Raw genomic sequence first — 23223 nt, 5'->3', positions numbered from 1 at the left:
TGAATGGAGACCAGATGATCGAATCACAGGCCAAAAACTTGCTTTCTGAAAAAGAGATGGAACTGATAAATGCATACTGGAGGGCAGCTAACTATCTCTCTGTCGGCCAGATTTATCTCTTGGACAACCCGTTGTTGAAAAAGGCTCTCAAGCCGGAACATGTCAAACCCAGGCTGCTGGGGCACTGGGGGACAACACCCGGCCTGAATTTTATCTATGTTCATCTGAACCGTATTATCAAGGCAAGAGATCTCGATATGATTTATATCGCCGGACCAGGGCATGGTGGACCTGCATTGGTATCCAACGTCTGGCTTGAGGGTACATACAGCGAATATTATCCCGATGTATCATTCGATGAACAAGGAATGAAACGTCTGTTTCGGCAGTTTTCTTTTCCGGGAGGCATCCCCAGCCATGTTGCACCCGAAACTCCCGGTTCCATTCACGAGGGAGGTGAATTAGGGTATGCACTGTCTCATGCTTACGGGGCGGTTTTCGACAATCCCGACCTGGTCGCGGCTTGTGTTGTCGGCGATGGAGAGGCGGAAACGGGTCCTTTGGCTACGGCATGGCACAGCAACAAGTTTCTCAACCCAAAGCGTGATGGCGCTGTGCTTCCTATCCTTCATCTCAATGGGTACAAGATTGCCAACCCGACGGTACTTGCCAGGATATCGCATGAAGAGCTGGAGAATCTCATGATCGGTTATGGTTACAAGCCATACTTCGTTGAAGGAAGCGATCCTGAAGCTATGCACCAGAAGATGGTTGCAACGCTTGATAGCTGCTTTGACGAGATCAGGGATATTCAGTATAGGGCCAGAATTGATGGAGATGTAGAACGTCCACGATGGCCCATGATTGTGCTGCGTTCCCCGAAAGGATGGACCGGGCCCAAGGAGGTTGACGGCAAAAAAACGGAAGACAACTGGCGGTCTCACCAAGTGCCGTTTTCGAATGTTCGCGAAAATCCAGAACATCTGATGCTTTTGGAATCGTGGATGAAAAGTTACAAACCTGAGGAGCTGTTTACCGAAGAGGGGGCACTGAAAGCCGAGCTCCAGGAGCTTGTCCCTGAAGGAAAGCGCAGGATGGGTGACAATCCTCATGCAAATGGCGGTTTGCTTCTCCAGAAACTTCGTATGCCTGATTTTCAAGAGTATGCAATTGATGTACCGAAACCTGGATCGGTCATCGCAGAAGCGCCAAGGCCGATGGCTCGTTTTCTCCGGGATATCATGAAGCGCAATGCAAGCGCAGCTAATTTCAGGGTTTTCGGACCGGACGAAACAGCATCCAACCGTCTCAGTGCTCTTTTCGAGGAAACGGAAAGGGTATGGATGGGAGAGATAATTCCTGAGGACGACCACCTTTCTCCTGATGGAAAAGTAATGGAAATCCTTTCCGAGCATACATGCCAGGGTTGGCTCGAAGGTTATCTGCTTACGGGCAGGCATGGTTTCTTTTCCTGCTATGAGGCCTTCATCCACATCATCGATTCAATGTTCAACCAGCACGCCAAATGGCTGAAAGTTACCAATGACGAAATTCCATGGAGGAGACCGATTGCTTCCTTGAACTACTTTCTGACATCGCATGTCTGGCGTCAGGATCATAACGGGTTTTCTCATCAGGATCCCGGGTTCATTGATCATGTTGTCAACAAAAAAGCTGATGTGATAAGGATTTACCTGCCGCCGGATGCCAATACGCTTTTGTCCGTAACCGATCATTGCCTTCGTTCACGGAACTATATCAACGTGATCGTTGCAGGAAAACAACCAGCGTATCAGTGGCTTGACATGGATGCTGCCGTCAAGCATTGTACAAGTGGCATCGGTATCTGGGAGTGGGCCTCGAATGATACTGATGACGGGGATCCCGATGTGGTGATGGCATGTGCAGGTGATGTTCCGACACTCGAAACGCTTGCCGCTGTCGATATCCTGCGCCGTCAGATTCCGGATTTGAAAATCAGAGTGGTCAATGTTGTCGATCTTATGACCCTGCAGCCGGAAGAAGAACACCCACACGGTCTTAAGGACCGGCATTTCGATGATATCTTTACCACGGATAAACCTATTATTTTCGCGTATCATGGCTATCCTTGGTTGATTCATCGGTTGACCTATCGAAGAACAAACCACAAGAATCTCCATGTCCGAGGGTATAAGGAAGAGGGGACGACGACCACCCCGTTCGATATGGTGGTGATGAATGATCTCGACCGTTTTCATCTTGTTGCCGATGTTGTCGATCGGGTTCCTCGTCTACGGCAGAGGGCTGCGTACGTGAAGCAGTATGTTCGTGACCGCCTTATCGACCACAAGGAATATATTTGCAAACATGGTCAGGATATGCCTGAAATCCAGGACTGGAAATGGGAATGGTAAGTGTAGATTATCGATAGTCGAACTTTTTTTCATGCAACGACATGGTTGTTCTTAAAACTGTCCGGAAAACCCGGTTATTCTGAGACCGGAAATGGTGTATGATTATTATGTTATGATGTGTTACGTTGTAAGGTGGATGTATTTCGTTGCTATGACACATTGATAACCTGCTGATCGTTTATGCTCCTCGACAGTTTTCTCCTTATTCTCGGGCTGACCCTTCTGCTTGGAGGGGGTAATTTCCTGGTGACCGGTGCTTCAGCTCTGGCAAGAAATTTAGGGGTGCCCCCTCTGGTGATCGGCCTGACGGTTGTGGCTTTCGGTACCAGCGCCCCTGAACTTTCGATCAACCTGCTTGGTGCTTTGCAAGGGAACAGCGGAATCTCTTTTGGGAACATTATTGGATCCAACATTGCCAATATCGGTTTGATTCTTGGCCTGACGGCTCTCATCAGGCCCTTGACGATCGAGAGCGTTGTTATCTCGAGGGAGATACCGATGATGATTCTTGTTTCTGCAATAACGTTGATCGCTGCAAGTGACATGTTCCTCCGTTCGGCTCAGGATATGTTCGACCGTTCGGACGGCTTGGTGTTTCTGATGTTATTCGGGGTGTTCATGTACTATACTATCGGGGACCTCATGAAAAAACGGCGGGATAGCCTGGTTGAAGAGGCTGAAGATTTTGCCGGAGGTAAAGGCTTGAGAGGTACGGTGCTGAATATCGGGATGTTTGTCGGCGGTCTTGCCGGGCTGCTTGGAGGTGGAAAAATTTCGGTTGATGCTGCGGTTGCTATTGCTGAAGCACTTGCTGTTCCACAGGTTATTATCGGTCTGACGATTGTAGCTTTTGGGACCAGTCTCCCTGAACTGGTTACCTCTCTGGTTGCAACCTTTCAGGGGAAAGCCGATATTGCAGTTGGCAATGTTGTGGGGTCGAATATTTTCAATCTGCTGCTTGTCAACGGGTTATGTGCTTCGATAACTCCTATTACCGTGCCAGCGGGTGGTGGATTTGCCGATCTTGCCATGATGATTCTGTTGTCACTGTTCCTGCTCCCCATGAGTATCACTGATCAGAAAAAAATTGTGCGTTGGGAGGGGGCCGTTCTGCTCGGGCTGTATCTTGGCTACAACATCTGGAGAGTCGTGGGGTAGAAGGAGGCTAAAGTCACAAGGCAGAAGGGAAAAGACTGCAGGCTTTCAACTCTGAATTCTTGCAGTTCAGTTATCAATCCCGACAAGTCGGGGTATCGAACCATTGAACTATGAAACTCATCGAGGTTATTGCTGATGAAGGCAGTGTGAAAACTGTTGCAGCTATTGCCGAGAAACACAAGGTCCGTGATTTTCGTACCGGGCTGAAGGACAAAGACGATTCACAGCCGATGCGGCTTGTCGTAACGGACGATAAGGTGCAGGATGTGCTGGATGCTCTTCAGGGAGTTCTTGGCGCGCAGTCCTATGCAAAACTGCTGGTTTACCCAATCGATATTTCCCTTCCAAAGCAAACCGAAGAGCAGCAGGAAAAAGAGGCTCATGCAATGCGAGCTCGTGAATCACTGTACAAAGAGGTTCAGAAAAATGCACGTCTTGATACAAACTACCTTGTACTTGTCATGCTCTCTACGATCGTTGCTGCTATAGGACTGATCGAGAACAATGTGGCCGTTGTTATCGGGGCGATGGTAATTGCTCCGCTGCTTGGGCCGAATCTGGCTTTCGGACTTGGCACGGCGCTCGGTGACCTTTCTCTTATGAAGAATTCCCTGAAAACGCTGTTTGCGGGAGTACTGCTGGCCGTAACCGTTTCTGTTGTTATGGGGATTGTCTGGCCGTTTCCTCTTACAAGTCCTGAGCTTATCGCCCGCACGGATGCGGGTCTGGATTCGATAGCTTTGGCCTTTGCTTCGGGGGCGGCAGCAGCGCTTTCGCTCAGCACCGGATTGCCGAGTGTTCTTGTCGGCGTTATGGTGGCGGTTGCTCTGCTTCCTCCCGCAGCCACCTTCGGACTGATGCTCGGGCATGCCCGTATCGACCTTGCGGCAGGCGCGGCTCTTCTTCTTGCAGTGAACGTGGTTAGCGTGAACCTTGCCTGCAAACTCGTGTTTCTCATCAAGGGAGTGCGACCGAGAACCTGGTGGGAGAAGGAAAAAGCTAACAAGGCAATGCGGAGGTACATTGTTGTCTGGGTGTTTACTCTCGTTTTGCTGGGGCTGGTTATCTATGTTAGAACTTTTTCTCTCTGAAGGGTTTTTTGCTTTAAAAAAGGTTTCAGCCAATTCAAACATTACTCATATGAACTGGTACAAAGTACTCGAAAATGCTTCCGAAATTGCGGAAAACCAGGTTATGGAGGCAACGGCCGGTGGACGAACGATAGCGCTTTCGAAGGTCAATGGAGTAATCTGTGCGTTGGGGGGTGAATGTTCTCATGAAGGCGGACCTTTGGGGAAGGGGGATATTGAAAACGGACACCTGGTTTGCCCTTGGCACGGCTGGGAATTCGAGCCCTGTACCGGCAGAGATGTTTACAATCCTGCTCGAGGTGTCGAGTCGTTTACGGTTGAGGTGCGTGGGGATGGAGTGTATGTGGAGGTGTAGGGTCATGATCAAGTCAGACCGATGTTTATGGTTGGAGTTTTTTTCCGTGGTAATTCATTTACAGGCCGATAGAAATGGGTGCGCCTGATCGGGAAAGAGAGATGTTATTGCTCCAGGTGGGACGGGCAGGGAGATAGTATTGCCGTGGAGTGGCAGCGAATGAAGGATTCGGAAAAATGAAAATACAGGATATTCTTGTTGCCATAGTGGTAGCATTTATCTGGGGATTCAATTTTGTTGTCATCGAGCTTGGACTCGACTCTTTTCCGCCCTTGTTGTTTTCCGCCCTGCGATTTGTCTTTTCTGCATTTCCAGCGATTTTGTTCATTCAAAAAGGTTCTGTCAGCCTGCGGTGGATTATATCCATCGGTCTGGTTTTGGGGGTTGTGATGTTCAGTTTGTTGTTTGTCGGAATGAAGATTGGAATGCCGGCCGGGCTGTCTTCGCTGGTGCTGCAAATTCAAAGTGTCTTTACATTGCTTCTGTCTTCATTCCTGTTACGGGATGCTCCTACTGCGTTCCAAAAACTCGGTATTTCGATTGCTTTTGGCGGAATATTTATCCTGGTGTTCGACAGTATCGGAGAGGGCCGTTCAAGCTTGGCTGGATTGTGTATCGTTATCGCTGCCGGTCTGGCATGGGCGGTATCGAATATCCTGATGAAGAAAGCGGGGAGAATCAATATGTTTCATCTGGTCATTCAGATGAGTCTGATTCCTCCGTTACCACTGTTTTTCCTGTCGTTTTTTTTTGAAGATGGACAGATCGAGACGATTGCCAATATATCTCTGACCGGTGTATTCGCTATTTTTTATACGAGTATTGTTTCGACCGTGCTTGCGTTTGGTTTCTGGGGGAAGCTGCTATCGCGATATTCTCCGAATGTTGTCGCGCCGTTTTCCTTGCTCGTTCCGGTTTTCGGCATGCTGTCTTCATGGGTTGTGCTGGGTGAATCGTTCAACAACTGGGAATGGATCGCCTCTCTGTGTATTTTTGCCGGTCTGCTGGTGATAGTAGCTCCACCGGATGTGTTGAACAGGATCAAATCGTCCCTTGCGTTGGCAATGCAGCGGTGGGAATGAAAAGATTCGGTGTTGACGGTGTGGGATATACTATATCCGGTATGCTTTGATTGTCAACTCGTCGCGGTAGAGTGCAGGAGCAATAGCTATTTTTTCTCCGTTTTCAGTTTCGATAGATTTCGAATTCATAGTTGATTCATAATCCGTCGAGCTCTTCATTTGGTCCAATACCGGATCTCGTGTTGCAATTTTCGATCGGCAGTTTTATATGTTCTACCGGTATTGTCTTGTTTGATTCGAGGCAAAGGCACACCTTGCTCGAGCTGGAAAATCCGTTTTGTTACTCTGCGTATAGCTCAGATGCCAGACAGTAAAGGCTTTCCGGGGTGTCGCTGGTACATTGCAACGGTATCGCATGGGCAATGATATTGCCTGTGTCAACTCCTTCATCGACAAAATGTATCGTGGAGTCTACCTTGTCGTAGGCTTCGTTCAGCAAAGCGAAAAAGAAACAGTGTGTATGGTGGTGGACATCCAATATTCCTTTTTACTCTTCAATTTTGCCTTCCTCTTTCTTCTTCTTCTGCCCTGTGAAGTAGGTAAGTGCTACAACGACGAAAGCAATGGCTGCGCCGTAATAGACAATCTCGGTCTCTCCGTGCCATTTGATGACATGGCCGAGAAAAACCACACTCATAACCACGATAACGACCCCTATCAGCTTTTGTTTGAGATCGTCGAGTGTATGTATTTCCAGCCAGTCGGGTACTTCTATATTGTCATCGATGAACAGTTCGTAAAGACCTGTCGATATGATGTACATCACGGTGCCGATCAGAAAGATATCGGCAATTTCGACAAAACTGAGCATCAGGGCTTTCGATCCCTTGCTCGATACATATCCCGTTTGGATAGTGTCGATGATTTGCTGAACGGTAAGTACGCCGCCGTAGATGAAAAGCGAGACTGCTGCTATAAATGCACCGATAACGCCGATGATGACCATGTAACGTCCGTTTGAGAGGATGAACTTCATAAGAATCAATTCAAAGATCAAAAATTATATGGCAAAAGTTCTGAATCCATAAACCTGAAGTCAAAGAGATCAGTTAACAGTTTCAGGTTTACAGTTGGTAAATAAGACGATGTTCTATTGCCTGTTAAACTGCCGCTGAAATTTAAGGAATACCCTCTTGAAATGAAATGCCCTGAAGGGTGTCTGGGTAGGGGAAAGGGTAAAAAAGCGATATTTTATCTTTAGCTTTTCTCCAATCATCTAATGGAGCGAACCATGGGTGCGCAAAGGAAAATAATCACCGACTTCATACATCCCCCTTTTCTTCGCTGGACCAGCGTCAACGATGGCGTTATGGGTGGATTGTCCGACAGCCTGATGCAGCGTTCCGGTGAGGGTAAAGGGGTTTTTTCCGGCCATCTTTCCCTTGAAAGCAATGGTGGGTTCGCCTCGGTACGGGCACTGCTTCCGGAAAATGATTTTACGGGTTATCATGGGATCGAACTGTATATCAAAGGAGACGGCAAGCGTTACAGTTTTCGTTTGAGAACGGATCTGCTGTTCGACGGCCTGGTGTACCGCCAGGAATTCGATGCGCCGGTGGACAGATGGATGGCGGTTCAGTTACCGTTCAGTGATTTCAAGCCCTCTTTCCGCGGTCGAACTGTTTCCGACGCCCCGCCTCTTGACCCGGCCCGTATTTTCCAGATCGGTTTTCTTCTTTCCGAAAAACAGGAGGGTACGTTCAGGCTCGAAGTAGACAGGATCGAGGTTTTTCAGTCCTGAGCAAGATGATATATTAAAATATTACAGAGGCGATCAAAATGTCGGGGGGTCAAAAAAAACAATAGGGAGTTAGAGTTATGCCTTCAGGTGTCATTGTAGTCGAGAAGATAGCGAAGTACGATATTGCGTATTACGCTGGCGGGAAGTTTGCTAATGGCTATCCATACAGGGCGATTATCGGGCTACGCAGAGATGATGGCAGCCTGATAGGCGGAGCGTATTTTCATCGTGAACATGGATCCATGCCTGATGCGGATGAGCAGGTGGCAACCGGATATGTATGGTGTAACTACCGTTCGGAGGACTTTCCGCAGGTGGTGGACATTTTACGAAACGAAGGTCCTGTGTATGTGCGCTACGTGGCCGGTAGCTGGCACATGGGTTCGATCACGACGATGCCGGAACCTGTGGGTGAGGGTGAACCGAAAGGCAGTGAATAGTGAATAGTGAATGGTAAATGGTTATAGGGGGAAACTCAGTAGATTGTTTTCTTAACGAACGGGTTGCCTTTAGCGTAAAGAAAAACGAATTGGGATGGTTAACCACGTCTCTATCGGTTCTCCATTTTGCATAGCGGGTTCGTAGGTTGAATTCATGACCGCGTCCATCGCTGGTTTATCGAAAACGGTTTGTTCGGGTGGCGTACGCTTTAGAACGTGCGCTTTACTGGGTTTCCCGTCTTTGCCTATCATAACGATGACAAACACTTTTCCTTCGATACCTGCAATTCGAGCTTTTTCAGGGTATTCTGGTTTTTCCTGGTGAAGAAACCCTGGCATGATGTCAGCCTGAACCCATCTGATGGCATCTTTTCCGACAGTGGCATCCTTTCCGACGATGGTGGGCTTCGGTAAGATGTTGTCTTCCTCTTCGTCCGATAGAATGCGCGCTTTGTCAATGACAAAAGTATTGGCATCACCACTTTTTGCTTTTCCCTCGATCGCAACAAACTGTCCTTTCGATAATCGAGCAAGTGACGCCATATCTTTTCTTGCGAAAAAACATCGGATGCCTTCAGGTTTTTTTGCTCCAATAATCACGTACGTTCGGTCACTTGTATCTATGCCAATATCCAGAACGACGCCATACACGATAATCACGCTGCTCCGGTATTTCATATCTGCAGCAATAACGTTCAGGTCATACTCTTTATGCAGTTCAGCCGCAGATATGATATGGGTGGTCGGCTGGGGTTTAAAAAAGTTTTCAAGATTTTCTTCATCAATGGTGCAACCGGTACTGAACGCCGCAAAGAGTAGCGTGAAGAAAAAGGAGAGGATGTAACCTGAACAGTGCTTTTGCATGATTTTGAGTATGTGTTGTCTTGAGGTCAGTTGAGCCACACGGTATCATGAGAAAGATGCAATAAACAGGTCACTATTCAGTGTCACACTATCTTTTCGCCGACTGAAAACTGCCTGAATGCTTACCGGGCTTCCGGACCCCACCTTCTGAATTCAAAAGTATTGCTCCCCAACAGATCAACAACCCGACACCCAACAGAAATCTTTTTCTGTTACAGTCGAACTTCTATTCCTCTTTCCCTCAGATATTCCTTCGCTTCCCTGATCGAGTATTGCCGGAAATGGAAGATTGAAGCGGCAAGGGCGGCGTCGGCATGTCCTTTGGAGAAGCCATCGTAAAGATGTATGAGATTTCCGGCCCCGCCTGATGCAATGACAGGTATGTGAACCGTTGTCGATATTCTATGCAGAATTTCATTATCGTATCCTGACTTGGTGCCGTCACGGTCCATACTGGTCAGAAGGATTTCTCCAGCGCCGAGATCCTGTACCATGTGAGCCCATTCGACTGCTTCGTATTTTGTCAGCTCTTTGCCCGAATGGGTGTGGACGATATACTTGTCACCGACTTTTTTGACATCGATTGCAACCACGACTGCCTGCGATCCGAACTTTTCGGCGATTCTCGTGATCAACTCCGGATCATAAACTGCGGCGGTGTTGACCGAAACTTTGTCAGCACCGTGCAGGAATGCATCTCTGGCGCGTTCGACCGAACTGATGCCGCCGCCTACGGTGAGAGGAATAAATACCTTTTCCGAAACTTTTAGAACTTCCTCGAGTGTTGTTCTTCTCGATTCGATCGAGGCTGAGATATCGAGAAAAACCAGCTCGTCCGCCAGTTCATCATTGTAGAATTCGGCTTGTTCGAGAATCGAACCGGCATCCCGCAGACCTTCAAAGTTGATGCCCTTGACAACTCTTCCGTCACGGACGTCGAGGCATGGTATAATACGTTTGGCTAACATCTGTTGTTTGAAAATTCAGTTCGATAATGAATAGAGCCCGGTAACCAGCGGTAAGTGGCTTTTTATGAAAAACAGGTTATGCTTGTAACGGGATCACACGGTTCTGTTTAAAGAGATTCAACTTAGGAATAAATCAATTAACTGGTAAACTCCAAGATTTAATAATGTAATGCGTCTTAAAATTCTCATTTTTCAAGCTACTATTATATATTAGCAGCCGTGAAACCGAGAATAACAAGGAGAATGAGAATATGAAATTTCCGGTATGTGATTTTGCGGATTCCGAGGACGGTTTTTACTCGCAGTGTGCCAGCTGTCCGATCGATGCTTCAACAGCAGGGTGTGCCCTGACCGAGCTGGAAGATGGCACTTATGAATTTGTGGGTAAAACACCTCATGGAGGGGTGAGAGCAGTGTTTCTTTTCAAGAACGATGCTGGAGACCAGGTTGCCAAACAGGATGCGGTCCATGTTGAAATCCATGAACTCGATGAGCACGGGCACCTTGTGACCATCCTCTATGGGATCGTTGATCCGGAAGGTATGATCTATCTGAAAAGGTCGGACACTGAAGAACAATAGCAGCAATTCAGTAACGTTTTTTCAATTCAACAGTAATGACAAAGAACGGAGAAATGTCTTCCGGAAGGGGTAGTATGCGTGATTTGACGATTATCGGTGGGGGACCCACAGGTATTTTTGCTGCCTTTCAGTGCGGTATGAACAATATCTCGTGCAGGATTATCGAAAGCATGCCGCAGCTTGGCGGTCAGCTTACTGCGCTATATCCTGAAAAATATATTTATGACGTAGCAGCATTTCCCAAGGTTCAGGCTGCAGAGCTTGTTGAAAGCCTCTGGAAACAGGCTGAACGGTATGGTCCGGAATTGATTCTGGGTGAAACGGTGTCCAGGTACCGGAAACTCGATGACGGTTCATTTGATGTTGAGACCCGAAGTGGCAGGGCTTTCGCTTCCCGTTCGGTACTTGTTGCAGCAGGATTGGGTGCGTTTTCTCCGAGAAAGCTTCCCCAGCTTGGCGATCTCGGTGAGCTCGAAGGACATTCAGTGCTGTATTCGGTGCAACATATGCAGCAATTTGCTGGCAAAAAGGTGTTGATTGTAGGGGGCGGGGATTCCGCTCTCGATTGGGCAATGATGCTGCTTCCTGAAGCTGAGCATGTAAGCGTTGCCCACCGTTCCCCGGAGTTCAGGGCTCATGGTAAAACGCAACAGGATGTACTGGAAGCTGCCGAAAAGGGTTTGCTGGATGTCTATCTGAACACGGAAGTAAAGAGTATCGAGCATGACGGCCCTGCGTTGCGAAAAGTACATCTGCGTTCGAAAAGTGGAAAGGAGACATCTTTCGAGGCAGATTATATGCTGGTATTGATCGGTTATATTTCAAATCTCGGTCCTCTTGCAGAATGGGGACTTGCCTTGAACGACAATGCTATTGTTGTCGACGGTCACATGAAGACAGACGTGGATGGTTTGTACGCTGCCGGAGATATCGCTTCTTATCCCGGAAAACTTAAAATTATTCAGACCGGTTTGAGTGATGCGACGATGGCGGTTCGTCACAGTCTTACCTATATTCATCCTGGAAAAAAGATCAAGCATCAGTTCAGCAGCATTAAAATGGCTAAAGAGAAAAATAAATGACGCAAGGAACTGTAAATGCTCAGCCAGAGCCTTCGCGTTTTCAGGCATGGATGATGGCCATACGTCCCAAGACACTTCCTGCCGGTGCTGTTCCTGTTGTTGTCGGCACAGCCTTTGCTGCAGCCGACGGAAAAATTTTGCCTGTTGCTGCTGCTATTGCATTGCTTTGTGCCTTGGGAATACAGGTTGCTACGAACTTTATCAATGAAATATACGATTTCAGAAAAGGAGCCGATACAGGGGAGAGGCTTGGGCCGACACGCACTGTCGCTGCAGGATTTATCTCGGAAAAAACCATGGTTACCGTTTCAGCTGTGTTACTGCTGACAGTATTCCTTTTAGGTCTTTATCTGGTATACCTTGCAGGCTGGCCAATTCTTTTCATCGGGTTGCTTTCGATGTTTTTTACATGGGCATATACAGGAGGACCTTATCCTATTGCCTATTCAGGGCTTGGAGACCTTTTCGTGTTTGTTTTTTTCGGGCTTGTCGCTGTCGGTGGTACCTACTATATCCAGGTGGGTTCGGTTACCTTACCGGTACTGACGGCTGCGGTTGCTCCTGGAATTTTTTCTGTCAACATCCTGCTTGTCAATAATATCCGTGATATCGATACAGATCGGAAAGTGGGGAAGATGACCCTCCCTGCAAGGATAGGGGGCGGAAATGCAAGATGGCTTTATCTCGGCTTGACTGTTGTCGCCTATTTTGTGCCTGTCTGGATATGGATGACCGGATACTCTGCCTGGGTCATGCTTTCCTGGTTTTCCATACCGCTTGCTATCGGTCAGGTCAGAGCACTTTTCCATAGTGAAGGCAGGGCTCTCAATGACGTGCTTGCAGGAACAGGGAGGGTAATGGTACTGCATGGAACACTGCTTGCCTTAGGTATGGTGGTCCCGATATTTTCAGCTCTATAACTATACGATGCATTCAGAAAAGGTGAGAATCGCCCTCGTGCAGATGGCCTGTGAAGCCGATCCGGAGATGAATCTGAAAAAGGCATGCCGTAAAATTGTAGAGTCGGCATCCAGAGGAGCGAAGATAGTCTGCTTGCAGGAACTGTTTACAACAGTCTATTTCTGCCAGGCCGAGGAGTACGAACCGTTCAGCCTTTCCGAACCCGTTCCCGGCCCTTCGACCGATATGCTTCAGGCAATAGCCGCCGAGCACGGCATTGTCATTATAGCCTCGTTATTCGAGAAACGCGCGCGTGGGCTTTTTCATAACACCGCGGCAGTTATCGATGCGGATGGTTCTTACCTCGGAAAGTATCGCAAAATGCATGTCCCTGACGATCCCGGCTTTTATGAAAAATTTTACTTCACGCCGGGTGACCTCGGTTACAAGATATTCAAAACACGGTATGCTACGATCGGGGTGTTGATCTGTTGGGATCAATGGTTTCCGGAGGCGGCACGCCTGACCGCTCTTCAAGGGGCGGAAATTCTTTTTTACCCAACGGCTATCGGGTGGGCTTCGAGTGAAACGTCGATGGAAGTTCGGCATTCCCAGTTGCAGGCATGGAAAACGATACAACAGAGTCATGCAATTGCAAACGGGGTTTATGTAGCCACAGCTAATAGAGTTGGAACTGAGGGTGATCTCCGTTTCTGGGGCAACAGTTTTGTTTCAGATCCGTTCGGACAGGTTACTGCTTCTGCTGATGAAAACAGTGAGCAAATCCTGCTGGAGGAGTGTGATCTTGGTAACATAGCGTATTATCGGTCACACTGGCCTTTTTTGCGGGACAGAAGGGTTGAAACATACGGGGAAATACAACGGCGTTATATCGATTGAGCAGGGGGCTGTTACTAAAAAGATCGCGAAAAGTAAAATGGATTTATGAGTGTCAATACCGGAGCTTTACCTCAAATAAAGTCATCTCCCGAATCAAAGCCAATGATAAAGGAATGGTTTTTTGTCGTTGGTCTTGTATATCTTCTGCTGGTTTGTGTGGCTCTTATCGGAAGCGGGTTCAAGGAAGCTGCAGGTGAAAATGCCAAAGGGCTTTTTGCTTTTGCCAGTAATCCCTTAAGCGGTCTGGTTATCGGTACAATCGCTACAGCACTTATTCAGTCTTCGAGTACTGTCACCTCGATTATTGTCGGACTTGTTGCCGGGGGGCTTCCTGTTTCGATAGCTATTCCAATGGTTATGGGGGCAAATATCGGCACGACGATCACCAATACCATTGTGAGTCTCGGGCATGTCCGGGAAGGAGAGGAGTTCAAGCGGGCTTATGCCGCTGCAACGATTCATGACTTTTTCAACCTGCTCTGTGTTGTTATTTTTCTCCCGCTTGAAATGCTTACCGGTTATCTTGCCAAGGCCGGTTTTTTTCTTGGTGGTTTGTTTGTCGGCAAAGAGTCGATGTCTATCAAAGGTTTCAATTTCATAAAGCCTATTGTAAAGCCTGCCGTTTCGATGGTCGAAGATTTCCTTCAGTCTTTTTTGCCTCAGATAACAGCTGGTTTTATTATGATTATGATAGGAGTTGTCCTTATTGTTGCCGTGATCACAGTGCTCAGCAGGTTGCTGAAAATGCTTATGGTGGGAAAGGCAAAGGATATTCTGCGTAAGTCTGTCGGCAGAGGACCGGTTTCCGGTTTGTTTTCAGGCGCGCTCTTGACTGTGCTTGTTCAATCATCTTCGACAACAACGAGTCTTGTCGTACCCCTTGCCGGAAACGGCGTGTTTTCTCTCAGGCAGATTTATCCGTTTACATTGGGTGCGAATATCGGTACCTGTATAACGGCTTTGCTTGCTGCAACAGCCATAACAGGGGCCAATGCTGTTTTTGCTCTGCAGATCGCTTTTGTACATCTGTTGTACAATTTTTCCGGGGTTCTCGTGATTTACGGACTTCCTTTTTTGAGATTACTGCCTGTTCGTGCTGCCGAAATGCTTGCAACTGCTACCGTTCGCAACAAACTGTATGCCTTGGCATATATTATCGGTGTTTTTTTTCTGATTCCAAGCGTTTTAATTGCAATTAGTGCCCGGTTCGGGTTGTGACGGGTGGTTTGTCAATTGAGATAAAGGAAACGCATATGCTGAACCAGATCAAAAGAAAGAAAGAGCTTGAAGCGAGAATTGCCGATCTCGAGACTTCCCTGAGCAATTTGAAAAAGCAATTGAAGGAGGAAACAACTCAGGAGCACCAGGAAGGGATCGACCATCTTGAGGAATATCTTGATGAGGTCAATCATCGGTATACAAACCTGAGAGATTTCTTGCAGATTGTCCGGCAGGAGCTCAAAGAACTTTTTGCGAGAAAAAAGGCTGCAGACAGGAAAAACAAAGATCTACGAGAAGTTATCAAGGAAAAAAGAGCGGACTCGAAAAGAAAGCATCAATAAGGGATCTGAGAAAGGAACGAGGCGGTTATAAGAGCCAGCCCCCGAAGGGGAACCAGATAAAAAAAGTTGAAAGATTGAATTCGAATTACTACTCAATATGAACATTTTCAGCATTATTATTCTTGGTACGTTGTTGGGTACTTTTTTCATAAAGCTGGTTGCCGATATCCTGAATATGAAAGCAGCAGGAGCAGTTCTGCCTGTTGAATTTCAAGATGTTTACGATCAGGAAGCTTATGAAAAATCCCAGAATTATCTCCGTCACTCAACAGTATTTTCTCTTGTGGCAGCGGCGTTTGAACTGTTGATACTGCTTGTTTTCTGGTTTGCAGGAGGGTTTAACTTTCTTGATAGTATGGTGAGAGGGCTTGATTTTTCATCTCTTGTAACAGGTATTCTCTACATTGGGATCCTTCTTTTTCTTCAGGGATTGGTTTCTTTACCGTTCAGTATATACCAGACATTCGTGCTCGAAGAAAAGTACGGTTTCAATAAAACCACTCCGCTTACATTTGTTTCGGACAAGTTGAAAGGGGTGCTTCTCGGGCTGTTGCTGGGTACGCCGGTACTTGCCGGGCTGCTCTGGTTTTTTGAGAACAGCGGTTCACTTGCCTGGGTGTGGGCATGGGTGGCAGTCGCTTTCTTCGGTTTTGTGCTGCAGTATGTCGCTCCTACCGTGATTATGCCGCTTTTCAACAAGTTTACCCCACTTGAAGATGGTGAACTCAAGTCGGCAATCATGGGGTATGCCAAATCGGTTGATTTTCCTCTTTCCGGTATTTTTGTCATAGACGGATCAAAACGCTCTTCAAAGGCCAACGCTTTTTTCACCGGTTTCGGTAAACAGAAACGTATAGCGCTTTTCGATACGCTTATCGAAAATCATACCGTTACGGAACTTGTTGCGGTACTTGCGCATGAAATCGGGCATTACAAGAAAAAACATATCGTTATCGCGATGTTTCTCAGCATCATCAATATGGGAATCGTGTTTTTCCTGCTTTCGATTTTTCTCAACAACCGCGATTTGTTCGATGCGTTTTATATGGAGAACCTTTCTGTCTACGCAAGTCTTCTGTTTTTTTCCTTGCTTTACAGTCCTGTTGAGTTTGTGCTCTCGGTTGTTCTGCAGTCTCTTTCGAGGCGTCATGAATTTCAGGCTGACCATTATGCTGTGGAGACCTACAGTGAGGGCTCTACTCTCGTCGAAGCGCTCAAGAAGCTGTCGAGAACAAATCTCTCCAACCTTACACCCCATCCTTTTTACGTATTTCTGAACTACTCTCATCCTCCGGTGCTTCAGCGGATCGAGCGTATTAGGCGGGAGCTATCGACCGCAACTTTCTAACGGGGCAGTTTGAATCGTTAAAGAAAAGAGCGGTAACGGTAATTCAACGGTGCTTTTCATGTATGTCAACAGGTAAATACAGTCATTACTACATGCCCCCCGAATGGGTGCACCATGATGCAACGTGGCTCTCATGGCCACATAACAAAGCTTCCTGGCCGGGTAAATTCGAGCCGGTACCGGATGTTTTTGCTACAATTGCAGCTATGCTCAGCCGGTATGAAACGGTGCATATCAATGTTCTCGATGATGCTATGAGGTATGATGCCCAAGAGCGGATAAAAAGCAGACTAAGGCATGCAGAGGACATGAATCGAGTATGTTTTCACAAGATTCCAACGGATGATGCATGGTGCAGGGATCATGGACCGAACTATGTGTATCGCAGGGAGAACGGTGCTTCTCGAAAAGTAATCCTTGACTGGGAGTACAATGCCTGGGGCGGTAAGTATAAACCCTATGATAACGACAACAGTGTACCGGAGAAGATTGCGATCATGCAGGGCCTTCCTCTTGTCAAACCTGGAATGGTGCTGGAAGGTGGCGCGATTGACGTGAACGGAGATGGACTGCTGCTGACGACCGAAGCCTGCCTGCTCAATCCTAATCGTAATCCTTCCATGGCGAAAGAGGATATCGAGGAGATGCTTGTGCAGTATCTGGGTATAGAGAAGATTCTCTGGTTGAAAGAGGGGATAGTGGGGGATGACACGGACGGACATGTGGATGATCTTGCACGCTTTGTCGATGAAAGAACCGTTGTGATTGCTGTTGAAGAGAACTCCGGTGATGAGAATTACGAAATACTCCAAGAAAATTACAGATTACTTCAACAGTGTACTGATACCCGGCAAAGATCGTTACAAGTCGTAAAATTGCCAATGCCTGATCCGGTCTACCATGAAAACGAAAGGCTACCTGCAAGTTATGCAAATTTTTATATCGCTAACCGTCAAGTGCTTGTTCCGATCTACCGTTGCCCAAAGGACAGGGTCGCACTTGATATTCTGAAAAAATGCTTTCCTTCGAAAGAGGTGGTTGGAATTGACTGCACTGATCTTGTCTGGGGGCTTGGGGCTATACATTGTATAACCCATGAGGAACCTGTATAGAAAGAACTTTCGCGTTGAGTAGCCCTGTTACATTGAGGCTCGGTTTTCTGAGTTGTTACTCTGTTGAGAAGACATAACAGCACGATAGCTTATTGGTTATACAGTCCCAATGGAAGAGCCATATTGCCCTGAATCGGCATCCATGCTGCCCAGCGAGACAGATGATGGATCCCCGGGTCTGCGCTCCGCTTGCCCGAGGATGACAAAAGGAGAGAGAAGTCATGCCGCACTTGATGCGGCCTCCATGCTGACCAACGGGCAGGTGATGGATTCCCGGAGTAAGGCTTCTTTTTCCAATTACTCTACTTTTCCTGTTGTTCAAGTGGTTTCAATTCTTTAAATGCGTCTCAAAATGATGGGTTTGATCTCATTTTGAGTCTCTTTTTGTCCACTTTGCTTCATGACAGAATTTTATTCGCCATAAATGCGCTATTTGTTTGGCCAATATTACGTTTTTTGTTTTGGCATACACTTTGCATATAAAGAAATAGTAGTATGAAGTTTACAACCTCACGCCCGTGAGGTTGAGCAGGCGGAATGGGGGACGCCTGCTCCAAGAAAGCGGTCAGTACGGCCGCTTTTTTTTATTCCAATTCCCGATTTTTTGCAAGGCTTTTGACTGCTTATATCCGTTTTGTCAAAATCTCACGTACTGCGCGTATATCGGAAAGAACATCAAGAGCTTCAATCTCGATGCCGAAATGACAACAGACAATCTCACCCTTTAGTCAGAGGTAAAGGGGCAAGTTCACTGCCGGCCATGGCAATCGGTCAGTGATGGCTTGGATCTACAACTCTTCCCATAAACAGTATCGTGCCGAAACGGTTTTCTCTGATCATAAACACAAATGGATGATCTGCACGAAATACAGGAGCGGGTTCAGGCATTGCGGATGTGAGCTGCATAACGACGCCAGTTGCTGCGGCTGCTTCGGTTCCCTCTTCATTAACGTCTATAAATGCTTTATGAACAACAGCCCCGATGAAAAGGTTATCGCTATCGGGAGTCATGTTTGAGAAGTCAGCCTTCATGGGATCAAATGCATCCGTCATGCCAAGTGTACGGAGAGTTTGATCGAGGCGCAAGGTGGAGGTGAGGGTGAATTTCGGCAGAAAAACATTGACGGTTGTCTCTTTGAGTGAGTTTGTCAAGGTATTCAGCAGTTCGGGTGTGATGCTGTTTTCAAGCATGGAAATCCTGTTTTTTTCGACAGGAAGCAGTACAAGCATCGAAAGATCGTTGCCAGAGTAGGGTAGCTCGAGAATCTGCAAGGAATCTGTTGATGCATACTTGAACTGCTGCTCCTGATGCATCATCGAAACGGTTACTGTTTTGTCCTGTTTGACAAAAAAGCTTGATTCAGTTGTTGTCGATTTGTCAAAACTGTTTGTCCAGTCACCCTTGAAGTAGATGGCGTTGACGAGCGTCAGTCTGGTGAGGCTGTTAAGAATACCGGGTTTCAAGAGTTCCTTGATTTTGTCCCTGGTTTTCTTTTCCACCCAGGTGTTGATGGTTTCTCTGGCTGTTTCGGTGTTTTTAGTGTAGTCAACCGAGGTAACAGTTGAACGGTAGTATTGTTTGAGATCATGCAGGAAAGAGTTTGAAAGTACATATCCCTCCTGCGGCCATAAAGAGTTTGCGGTTTCAAGCGTTACGGCACCTTTTGCGGTAATCGAGTCGATATTTTTTTCAAATGCAGCCTGTGCGGTATGATATGTTGCGATGTTTTCCGGTGCTTGAAGCAGTGAGGCGATCTGACGTTCGGTTTCGCCTGCGGCACCTGCAATCGTCATCGAGAGTGCTGCCGATATGCTATAAGGCGAAAAGAAAAGATTGCTTTCGGTGTTTTTGCTCAGTGTACGGTAGAGGTTCAGGGAAAATGCCGTTTTATCCGCTTTTTTTATAGCTGTCGACAACCTGTTTTCAACTTTTCCTGTTTTAGCCGGTACGCTGCAAGCAAAAACCGGTATGAAAAGCAAAAGGATCAGTATTGTGCGTAAAATATTGCTGATAGACATCTCTTTACGATTTAGAGTGTATCTCCTATATAACACGCATCACTCCCGAAATATTGGGAAACCTTCTGGTTACTGTACTTCTGCGGGGGCGGCGTATGTTGTTTCCTGCATATTGAACAGATAGTAGTTGATGCTGTCGCTCAGTGCCTGAAGACTTGCATCGATGATGTTGGTTGAAACACCGACAGTCGACCATGTCGAGTGCCCGTCACTGGTTTCGATAAGTACTCTTACCTTGGCGCTTGTTCCTTTTTTTTCTTCAAGCACACGTACTTTGTAATCAACCAGTTTGATGGTGCGTATGGCCGGATAAAAGCCACGCAGGACTTTTCGAAGCGCCTTGTCGAGTGCGTTGACCGGACCGTCTCCATCGGCGGCCGTCATCTCAATTTCATCGTTGACCTCGATTTTAAGGATGGCTTGGTCAACGGGTTCACGGTTTTTGGCTGACTCTATGTGTACTTTTGATTCGAGCACTTCAAAAAACGGTTTGAATTTCCCCAGCTCATGGTGCAGAAGCAGCTCGAAGGAAGCTTCGGCAACATCGAACTGAAAACCCTCATATTCGAGTTTTTTGATTCTTTGAACGATTTTTTTAAACAGTTCCCCGCTGTCCGGCAACTCTATGCCTAATTCTTTTGCCTTGTAACGAATATTGCTCTGTCCTGCAAGTTCGGAGACAAGGACTCTCTGGCGGTTACCGACAGTTTTCGGGTCGATGTGCTCGTACAGAGAACTTTCTTTGAGAACCGCGCTGACATGGATACCTCCTTTATGGGCAAAAGCGGATTTACCGACAAAAGGAGCTCTGTTATCAGGGGGAAGATTCAGCAGTTCATAGACGGAGTTAGAGAGCGAGGTAAGCTGATTAAGGTTTAGCTTATGGTGAAAATGGCCGTTGAGCTTCAGGATGACGTTCGGAATGATGCTGATAAGGTTTGCATTACCGCATCGTTCACCGATACCGTTTATGGTCCCCTGTACATGGGCAGCTCCGGCTCGTAAGGCAGAAAGAGCATTTGCAACCGCAAGGTCGCTGTCGTTATGAGTGTGAATGCCGATTGGAATGTTCGTTGCGGAAATAACCTCCTGAACGATAGTATATACTTCATGAGGCATTGTGCCGCCATTGGTATCGCAGAGTACAAGACGGTCAGCTCCGGCTTCTTCGGCCGTTTGCAGCATTGTCATTGCAAACACAGGATTGTCCTTGTAGCCATCAAAGAAATGCTCGGCATCGAACAGCACCTGCCGACCGCGGTTTTTCAGAAAGTTGACCGACTTGAAAATCAGCTCGGCGTTTTCTTCGTCGTTCAGCCCCAAGCCAACTGCAGAGTGGGCTTTCCAGGTTTTCCCGAAAATGGTTATCACAGGTGTTTCCGATTTCAGGAGCCCTGTCAAATTCGGGTCTTTTTCGATGTTATCGGGTTTTCTCGCTGTAGAACCGAAAGCACAGAGCTTGGCGTTTTTTAGCTGAATGTGGAGCGCTCTGCGGAAAAATTCCTCATCCTTAGGATTACTGCTCGGCCATCCTCCCTCGATATAATCAACACCGAATTCATCGAGTTTTTCGGTAATAAGCAGTTTGTCCTGGACGGAAAGGGTTATTTTTTCTCCCTGTGTTCCGTCCCTGAGTGTGGTATCGTACAGTTCTATGGCGCTTCTGTTCTTCATATCAGTTTCTTTCCCTGTGCAATGAGCGATCAACGCGAGGTGTGCCCGAGTCAAGAGCCCATAAGATTTTCCTTTTTAGCGTAGGCGAAAATTCCTCCGGCCATGACAATATTGTATACGTCCCCGAGCGGTTTGAGGGTATAGGTTTTTTCCTGTGTCAGGTTTGCAATCGTGTTGTTTTCAACATCAATCTTCAGTTCATCACCGGTCAAAACGGTTTTGTTGAGCGCTTCGGCTGTTTCGTAAGGTATAACAAATCCCCCGTCTACACAGTTGCGGTAGAAGATTCTTGCATATGATTCTGCAACAATGGCCTTTGCTCCGGCAACCTGAAGGGAAAACGGGGCGTGTTCACGCGATGATCCACAGCCGAAATTGGGACCAGCGATAATGATCGAGTATTCCGATTCGAATTTTCCGTCTTCAACAAAGGGGCGATTTCCCTCGGGAAGACCCGCTTCAGCAGTTGGTACTCCGGAGAGCGCGTATTTTCCGTAGAGTTTTACTTCTTCGGGATCTGAAAGGCTGTAGACAAGATGCTCGGCCGGGATGATCTGGTCGGTATCGATGTTCTTGCCTAAAACATAGGCTTTTCCCTGTATAATGCTGTCCATAATGTTTGAGCTTTGATCTGTTTTCGGTCCGATTATCTGAGAAACTCTCTGGGGTCGGTTAATTTGCCTGTGATTGCCGATGCGGCGGCAGTCAGCGGAGAGGCAAGGCAGACTCCGGCTTTTTTACTGCCCATTCGGCCTGGAAAGTTTCTGTTTGTTGTCGAGACGACAAGATCGTTGTCTTCCGAGCGTCCGAATGTGTCGGATGGGCCTCCCAGGCAAGCAGCGCATGATGGCCGGGCGATGGTGCAGCCTGCATCTTCAAGGATCTTCCTTATAGGCTGGCCTTCAACCAGTTCTGTCTCGAGGCTTTGGGCAACTTCCACGGTAGCCGGAACGATGTTTGTCGGTATCGATACCGTGTTTCCTTTCAGGATTCCTGCAGCCATGACAAAATCACTGAGCTTGCCGCCCGTGCAGGATCCGATATAGGATTTCGTGATCCTGGTACCCTGAACACTCCGAACGGTTGCACGATTGTCAGGGCTATGCGGCATGGCCACTACAGGTTCGAGTTCCTCAACCTTATAGCGATAGATGCTATGGTAGTCGGCATCGGGGTCGCTGTTGAAAATTTCGTACGGTTTTCCTGTCCTTTCTTTTACGTAGGCTTCGGTAACATTGTCCGCAGCAATGATACCGTTCATACCACCGGCTTCTATCGCCATGTTGGTGAGAGTCATGCGTTCTTCCATCGGCAGTGAGTATACCGCTGAACCGTCGAATTCCATGGCTCGGTAAGTTGCTCCATCGGTGCCGATATCGCCAAGGATCTGCAGAATGAGATCTTTTGCTGCAAGATAGTCCGGCATTTGGCCTTCAAAGATGAACTTCATGGATTCGGGGACTTTTTCCCAGATTTTTCCCGTACCGAGAATAAATGCGGCATCGGTATTGCCGATGCCCGTACCGAACATGCCGAACGCACCGGAGGTGCAGGTATGTGAGTCGGTCCCGAAAAGAACCGTTCCAGGAAGGTTATAACCTTCCTGGGCAAGGGCGACGTGACAAACCCCTTTGTAGCGGTCGGTCCCGACGTCGTAGTAGTTTGGAAGGTTCTGCTCTTTCGAGAATTTCCGCAAAAGGTCGATGTTGCGGTGAGCGTGCTCGTTTTCAGTGAAAATATAATGATCCGGAAGTACCACGACCTTTTCTGGATCCCATACTTCTGCGCCGGAACCGAATTTTTCCCTGAATATGTCGAAAGTAGGTGGGCCGCATACGTCGTGTGTCAGCAGAATGTCGACATTGAGCCATACATTCTCGCCTGTTTCGACAAATTTTCGGTTGGCAGCCCTGGCAAGGATTTTCTGCGTTATCGTTTGTGCCATGATCG

Annotated in this window: 23 protein-coding genes; 16 read left to right on the top strand and 7 right to left on the bottom strand. The window is 47.4% G+C overall.

Annotation, left to right across the window (positions count from 1 at the left end; genetic code table 11):
- Positions 1-14: 14 nt before the first annotated feature.
- The 5 genes from CR164_RS10215 (at position 15) to CR164_RS10195 (ending at position 6082) form a co-directional block, all read left to right on the top strand.
- A complete protein-coding gene (locus tag CR164_RS10215; protein WP_161953523.1) occupies positions 15-2396 on the top strand; it encodes a phosphoketolase family protein in 2382 nt (793 codons plus the stop codon).
- Between the two features lie 180 nt (positions 2397-2576).
- Entirely contained in the window at positions 2577-3554 is a 978-nt protein-coding gene (locus CR164_RS10210; protein WP_110023895.1) for a calcium/sodium antiporter, read from the top strand.
- A 110-nt stretch (positions 3555-3664) separates the two neighbouring features.
- Positions 3665-4645 (top strand): TIGR00341 family protein, encoded by a 981-nt coding sequence (locus CR164_RS10205; protein ID WP_110023894.1) that lies wholly within the window; start codon positions 3665-3667, stop codon positions 4643-4645.
- A 49-nt stretch (positions 4646-4694) separates the two neighbouring features.
- Positions 4695-5000 carry a Rieske (2Fe-2S) protein gene (locus CR164_RS10200; RefSeq protein ID WP_110023893.1) on the top strand — a complete coding sequence of 102 codons (306 nt, stop codon included), beginning with the start codon at positions 4695-4697 and terminating at the stop codon, positions 4998-5000.
- A gap of 176 nt (positions 5001-5176) precedes the next feature.
- The gene (locus CR164_RS10195; RefSeq protein WP_110023892.1) at positions 5177-6082 is read left to right on the top strand and encodes an EamA family transporter; all 906 of its coding nucleotides are present in this window, start codon (positions 5177-5179) and stop codon (positions 6080-6082) included.
- A gap of 487 nt (positions 6083-6569) precedes the next feature.
- On the opposite strand, the gene CR164_RS10185 is transcribed toward CR164_RS10195, so the two are convergent.
- On the bottom strand, positions 6570-7058 hold the full coding sequence (locus CR164_RS10185) for a YqhA family protein (protein WP_110024000.1): 489 nt from the start codon (positions 7056-7058) through the stop codon (positions 6570-6572).
- Positions 7059-7313: 255 nt separating this feature from the next.
- On the opposite strand from CR164_RS10185, the gene CR164_RS10180 reads away from it, so the two are divergent.
- Both CR164_RS10180 and CR164_RS10175 read left to right on the top strand, forming a co-directional pair.
- Positions 7314-7823: a CIA30 family protein gene (locus tag CR164_RS10180; RefSeq protein ID WP_110023890.1), complete on the top strand. Its 510-nt coding sequence runs from the start codon at positions 7314-7316 to the stop codon at positions 7821-7823.
- A 77-nt stretch (positions 7824-7900) separates the two neighbouring features.
- Positions 7901-8263 carry a hypothetical protein gene (locus CR164_RS10175; protein ID WP_110023889.1) on the top strand — a complete coding sequence of 121 codons (363 nt, stop codon included), beginning with the start codon at positions 7901-7903 and terminating at the stop codon, positions 8261-8263.
- A gap of 69 nt (positions 8264-8332) precedes the next feature.
- Here CR164_RS10175 and CR164_RS10170 read toward each other — a convergent pair whose 3' ends face one another.
- Positions 8333-9127 (bottom strand): TonB family protein, encoded by a 795-nt coding sequence (locus CR164_RS10170; RefSeq protein ID WP_110023888.1) that lies wholly within the window; start codon positions 9125-9127, stop codon positions 8333-8335.
- Between the two features lie 212 nt (positions 9128-9339).
- Entirely contained in the window at positions 9340-10095 is a 756-nt protein-coding gene (gene hisF, locus CR164_RS10165) for an imidazole glycerol phosphate synthase subunit HisF (protein ID WP_110023887.1), read from the bottom strand.
- Positions 10096-10346: 251 nt separating this feature from the next.
- Here hisF and CR164_RS10160 point away from each other — a divergent pair, with 251 nt between their 5' ends.
- From CR164_RS10160 to CR164_RS10120, 9 genes are all read left to right on the top strand, one after another.
- Entirely contained in the window at positions 10347-10676 is a 330-nt protein-coding gene (locus CR164_RS10160) for a hypothetical protein (RefSeq protein WP_110023886.1), read from the top strand.
- Between the two features lie 35 nt (positions 10677-10711).
- Positions 10712-11758 carry an NAD(P)/FAD-dependent oxidoreductase gene (locus tag CR164_RS10155; RefSeq protein ID WP_110023885.1) on the top strand — a complete coding sequence of 349 codons (1047 nt, stop codon included), beginning with the start codon at positions 10712-10714 and terminating at the stop codon, positions 11756-11758.
- The gene (locus CR164_RS10150; protein ID WP_110023884.1) at positions 11755-12678 is read left to right on the top strand and encodes a 1,4-dihydroxy-2-naphthoate polyprenyltransferase; all 924 of its coding nucleotides are present in this window, start codon (positions 11755-11757) and stop codon (positions 12676-12678) included. Before CR164_RS10155 ends, CR164_RS10150 begins: the two co-directional genes overlap by 4 nt.
- A gap of 7 nt (positions 12679-12685) precedes the next feature.
- Positions 12686-13558 carry a carbon-nitrogen hydrolase gene (locus CR164_RS10145; protein WP_110023883.1) on the top strand — a complete coding sequence of 291 codons (873 nt, stop codon included), beginning with the start codon at positions 12686-12688 and terminating at the stop codon, positions 13556-13558.
- A 45-nt stretch (positions 13559-13603) separates the two neighbouring features.
- The gene (locus tag CR164_RS10140; protein ID WP_110023882.1) at positions 13604-14776 is read left to right on the top strand and encodes a Na/Pi symporter; all 1173 of its coding nucleotides are present in this window, start codon (positions 13604-13606) and stop codon (positions 14774-14776) included.
- A 35-nt stretch (positions 14777-14811) separates the two neighbouring features.
- Positions 14812-15120 carry a hypothetical protein gene (locus tag CR164_RS10135; RefSeq protein ID WP_110023881.1) on the top strand — a complete coding sequence of 103 codons (309 nt, stop codon included), beginning with the start codon at positions 14812-14814 and terminating at the stop codon, positions 15118-15120.
- A 97-nt stretch (positions 15121-15217) separates the two neighbouring features.
- Positions 15218-16468, top strand: a complete 1251-nt coding sequence (locus CR164_RS10130; RefSeq protein WP_110023880.1) for a M48 family metallopeptidase — start codon at positions 15218-15220, stop codon at positions 16466-16468.
- A 62-nt stretch (positions 16469-16530) separates the two neighbouring features.
- A complete protein-coding gene (locus CR164_RS10125; RefSeq protein WP_110023879.1) occupies positions 16531-17580 on the top strand; it encodes an agmatine deiminase family protein in 1050 nt (349 codons plus the stop codon).
- 109 nt (positions 17581-17689) lie between these two features.
- A complete protein-coding gene (locus CR164_RS10120; RefSeq protein WP_110023878.1) occupies positions 17690-17920 on the top strand; it encodes a hypothetical protein in 231 nt (76 codons plus the stop codon).
- Between the two features lie 431 nt (positions 17921-18351).
- Here the strand turns inward: CR164_RS10120 and CR164_RS10115 are convergent, their stop codons facing one another.
- The 4 genes from CR164_RS10115 to CR164_RS10100 all read right to left on the bottom strand — a co-directional run bounded on the left by CR164_RS10115 (position 18352) and on the right by CR164_RS10100 (position 23218).
- On the bottom strand, positions 18352-19599 hold the full coding sequence (locus CR164_RS10115) for a serpin family protein (protein WP_110023877.1): 1248 nt from the start codon (positions 19597-19599) through the stop codon (positions 18352-18354).
- A gap of 69 nt (positions 19600-19668) precedes the next feature.
- Complete coding sequence (gene cimA / locus CR164_RS10110) at positions 19669-21273, bottom strand: citramalate synthase (RefSeq protein ID WP_110023876.1); 1605 nt, start codon at positions 21271-21273, stop codon at positions 19669-19671.
- Between the two features lie 50 nt (positions 21274-21323).
- A complete protein-coding gene (locus CR164_RS10105; protein ID WP_110023875.1) occupies positions 21324-21887 on the bottom strand; it encodes a LeuD/DmdB family oxidoreductase small subunit in 564 nt (187 codons plus the stop codon).
- 32 nt (positions 21888-21919) lie between these two features.
- Positions 21920-23218 (bottom strand): 3-isopropylmalate dehydratase large subunit, encoded by a 1299-nt coding sequence (locus CR164_RS10100; RefSeq protein ID WP_110023874.1) that lies wholly within the window; start codon positions 23216-23218, stop codon positions 21920-21922.
- Between the last annotated feature and the right edge of the window lie 5 nt (positions 23219-23223).

Origin of the sequence: Prosthecochloris marina, assembly GCF_003182595.1 — a bacterium.
GTDB lineage: Bacteria > Bacteroidota > Chlorobiia > Chlorobiales > Chlorobiaceae > Prosthecochloris > Prosthecochloris marina.
Note: the sequence above shows the minus strand (reverse complement) of the source record. Positions and strands in the feature narration are given on the sequence as shown.

Excerpts from the sequence above, each read along its gene's own strand:
- CR164_RS10155 (WP_110023885.1), top strand. The coding sequence starts at position 10,712 with ATGACAAAGAACGGAGAAATGTCTTCCGGAAGGGGTAGTATGCGTGAT.
- CR164_RS10175 (WP_110023889.1), top strand. The coding sequence starts at position 7,901 with ATGCCTTCAGGTGTCATTGTAGTCGAGAAGATAGCGAAGTACGATATT.
- CR164_RS10150 (WP_110023884.1), top strand. The coding sequence starts at position 11,755 with ATGACGCAAGGAACTGTAAATGCTCAGCCAGAGCCTTCGCGTTTTCAG.
- CR164_RS10170 (WP_110023888.1), bottom strand. The coding sequence starts at position 9,127 with ATGCAAAAGCACTGTTCAGGTTACATCCTCTCCTTTTTCTTCACGCTA.
- hisF (WP_110023887.1), bottom strand. The coding sequence starts at position 10,095 with ATGTTAGCCAAACGTATTATACCATGCCTCGACGTCCGTGACGGAAGA.
- CR164_RS10215 (WP_161953523.1), top strand. The coding sequence starts at position 15 with ATGATCGAATCACAGGCCAAAAACTTGCTTTCTGAAAAAGAGATGGAA.
- CR164_RS10185 (WP_110024000.1), bottom strand. The coding sequence starts at position 7,058 with ATGAAGTTCATCCTCTCAAACGGACGTTACATGGTCATCATCGGCGTT.
- CR164_RS10200 (WP_110023893.1), top strand. The coding sequence starts at position 4,695 with ATGAACTGGTACAAAGTACTCGAAAATGCTTCCGAAATTGCGGAAAAC.
- CR164_RS10105 (WP_110023875.1), bottom strand. The coding sequence starts at position 21,887 with ATGGACAGCATTATACAGGGAAAAGCCTATGTTTTAGGCAAGAACATC.
- CR164_RS10135 (WP_110023881.1), top strand. The coding sequence starts at position 14,812 with ATGCTGAACCAGATCAAAAGAAAGAAAGAGCTTGAAGCGAGAATTGCC.
- CR164_RS10115 (WP_110023877.1), bottom strand. The coding sequence starts at position 19,599 with ATGTCTATCAGCAATATTTTACGCACAATACTGATCCTTTTGCTTTTC.
- CR164_RS10195 (WP_110023892.1), top strand. The coding sequence starts at position 5,177 with ATGAAAATACAGGATATTCTTGTTGCCATAGTGGTAGCATTTATCTGG.
- CR164_RS10160 (WP_110023886.1), top strand. The coding sequence starts at position 10,347 with ATGAAATTTCCGGTATGTGATTTTGCGGATTCCGAGGACGGTTTTTAC.
- CR164_RS10210 (WP_110023895.1), top strand. The coding sequence starts at position 2,577 with ATGCTCCTCGACAGTTTTCTCCTTATTCTCGGGCTGACCCTTCTGCTT.
- CR164_RS10125 (WP_110023879.1), top strand. The coding sequence starts at position 16,531 with ATGTCAACAGGTAAATACAGTCATTACTACATGCCCCCCGAATGGGTG.
- cimA (WP_110023876.1), bottom strand. The coding sequence starts at position 21,273 with ATGAAGAACAGAAGCGCCATAGAACTGTACGATACCACACTCAGGGAC.
- CR164_RS10205 (WP_110023894.1), top strand. The coding sequence starts at position 3,665 with ATGAAACTCATCGAGGTTATTGCTGATGAAGGCAGTGTGAAAACTGTT.
- CR164_RS10100 (WP_110023874.1), bottom strand. The coding sequence starts at position 23,218 with ATGGCACAAACGATAACGCAGAAAATCCTTGCCAGGGCTGCCAACCGA.
- CR164_RS10140 (WP_110023882.1), top strand. The coding sequence starts at position 13,604 with ATGAGTGTCAATACCGGAGCTTTACCTCAAATAAAGTCATCTCCCGAA.
- CR164_RS10120 (WP_110023878.1), top strand. The coding sequence starts at position 17,690 with ATGGAAGAGCCATATTGCCCTGAATCGGCATCCATGCTGCCCAGCGAG.
- CR164_RS10145 (WP_110023883.1), top strand. The coding sequence starts at position 12,686 with ATGCATTCAGAAAAGGTGAGAATCGCCCTCGTGCAGATGGCCTGTGAA.
- CR164_RS10130 (WP_110023880.1), top strand. The coding sequence starts at position 15,218 with ATGAACATTTTCAGCATTATTATTCTTGGTACGTTGTTGGGTACTTTT.
- CR164_RS10180 (WP_110023890.1), top strand. The coding sequence starts at position 7,314 with ATGGGTGCGCAAAGGAAAATAATCACCGACTTCATACATCCCCCTTTT.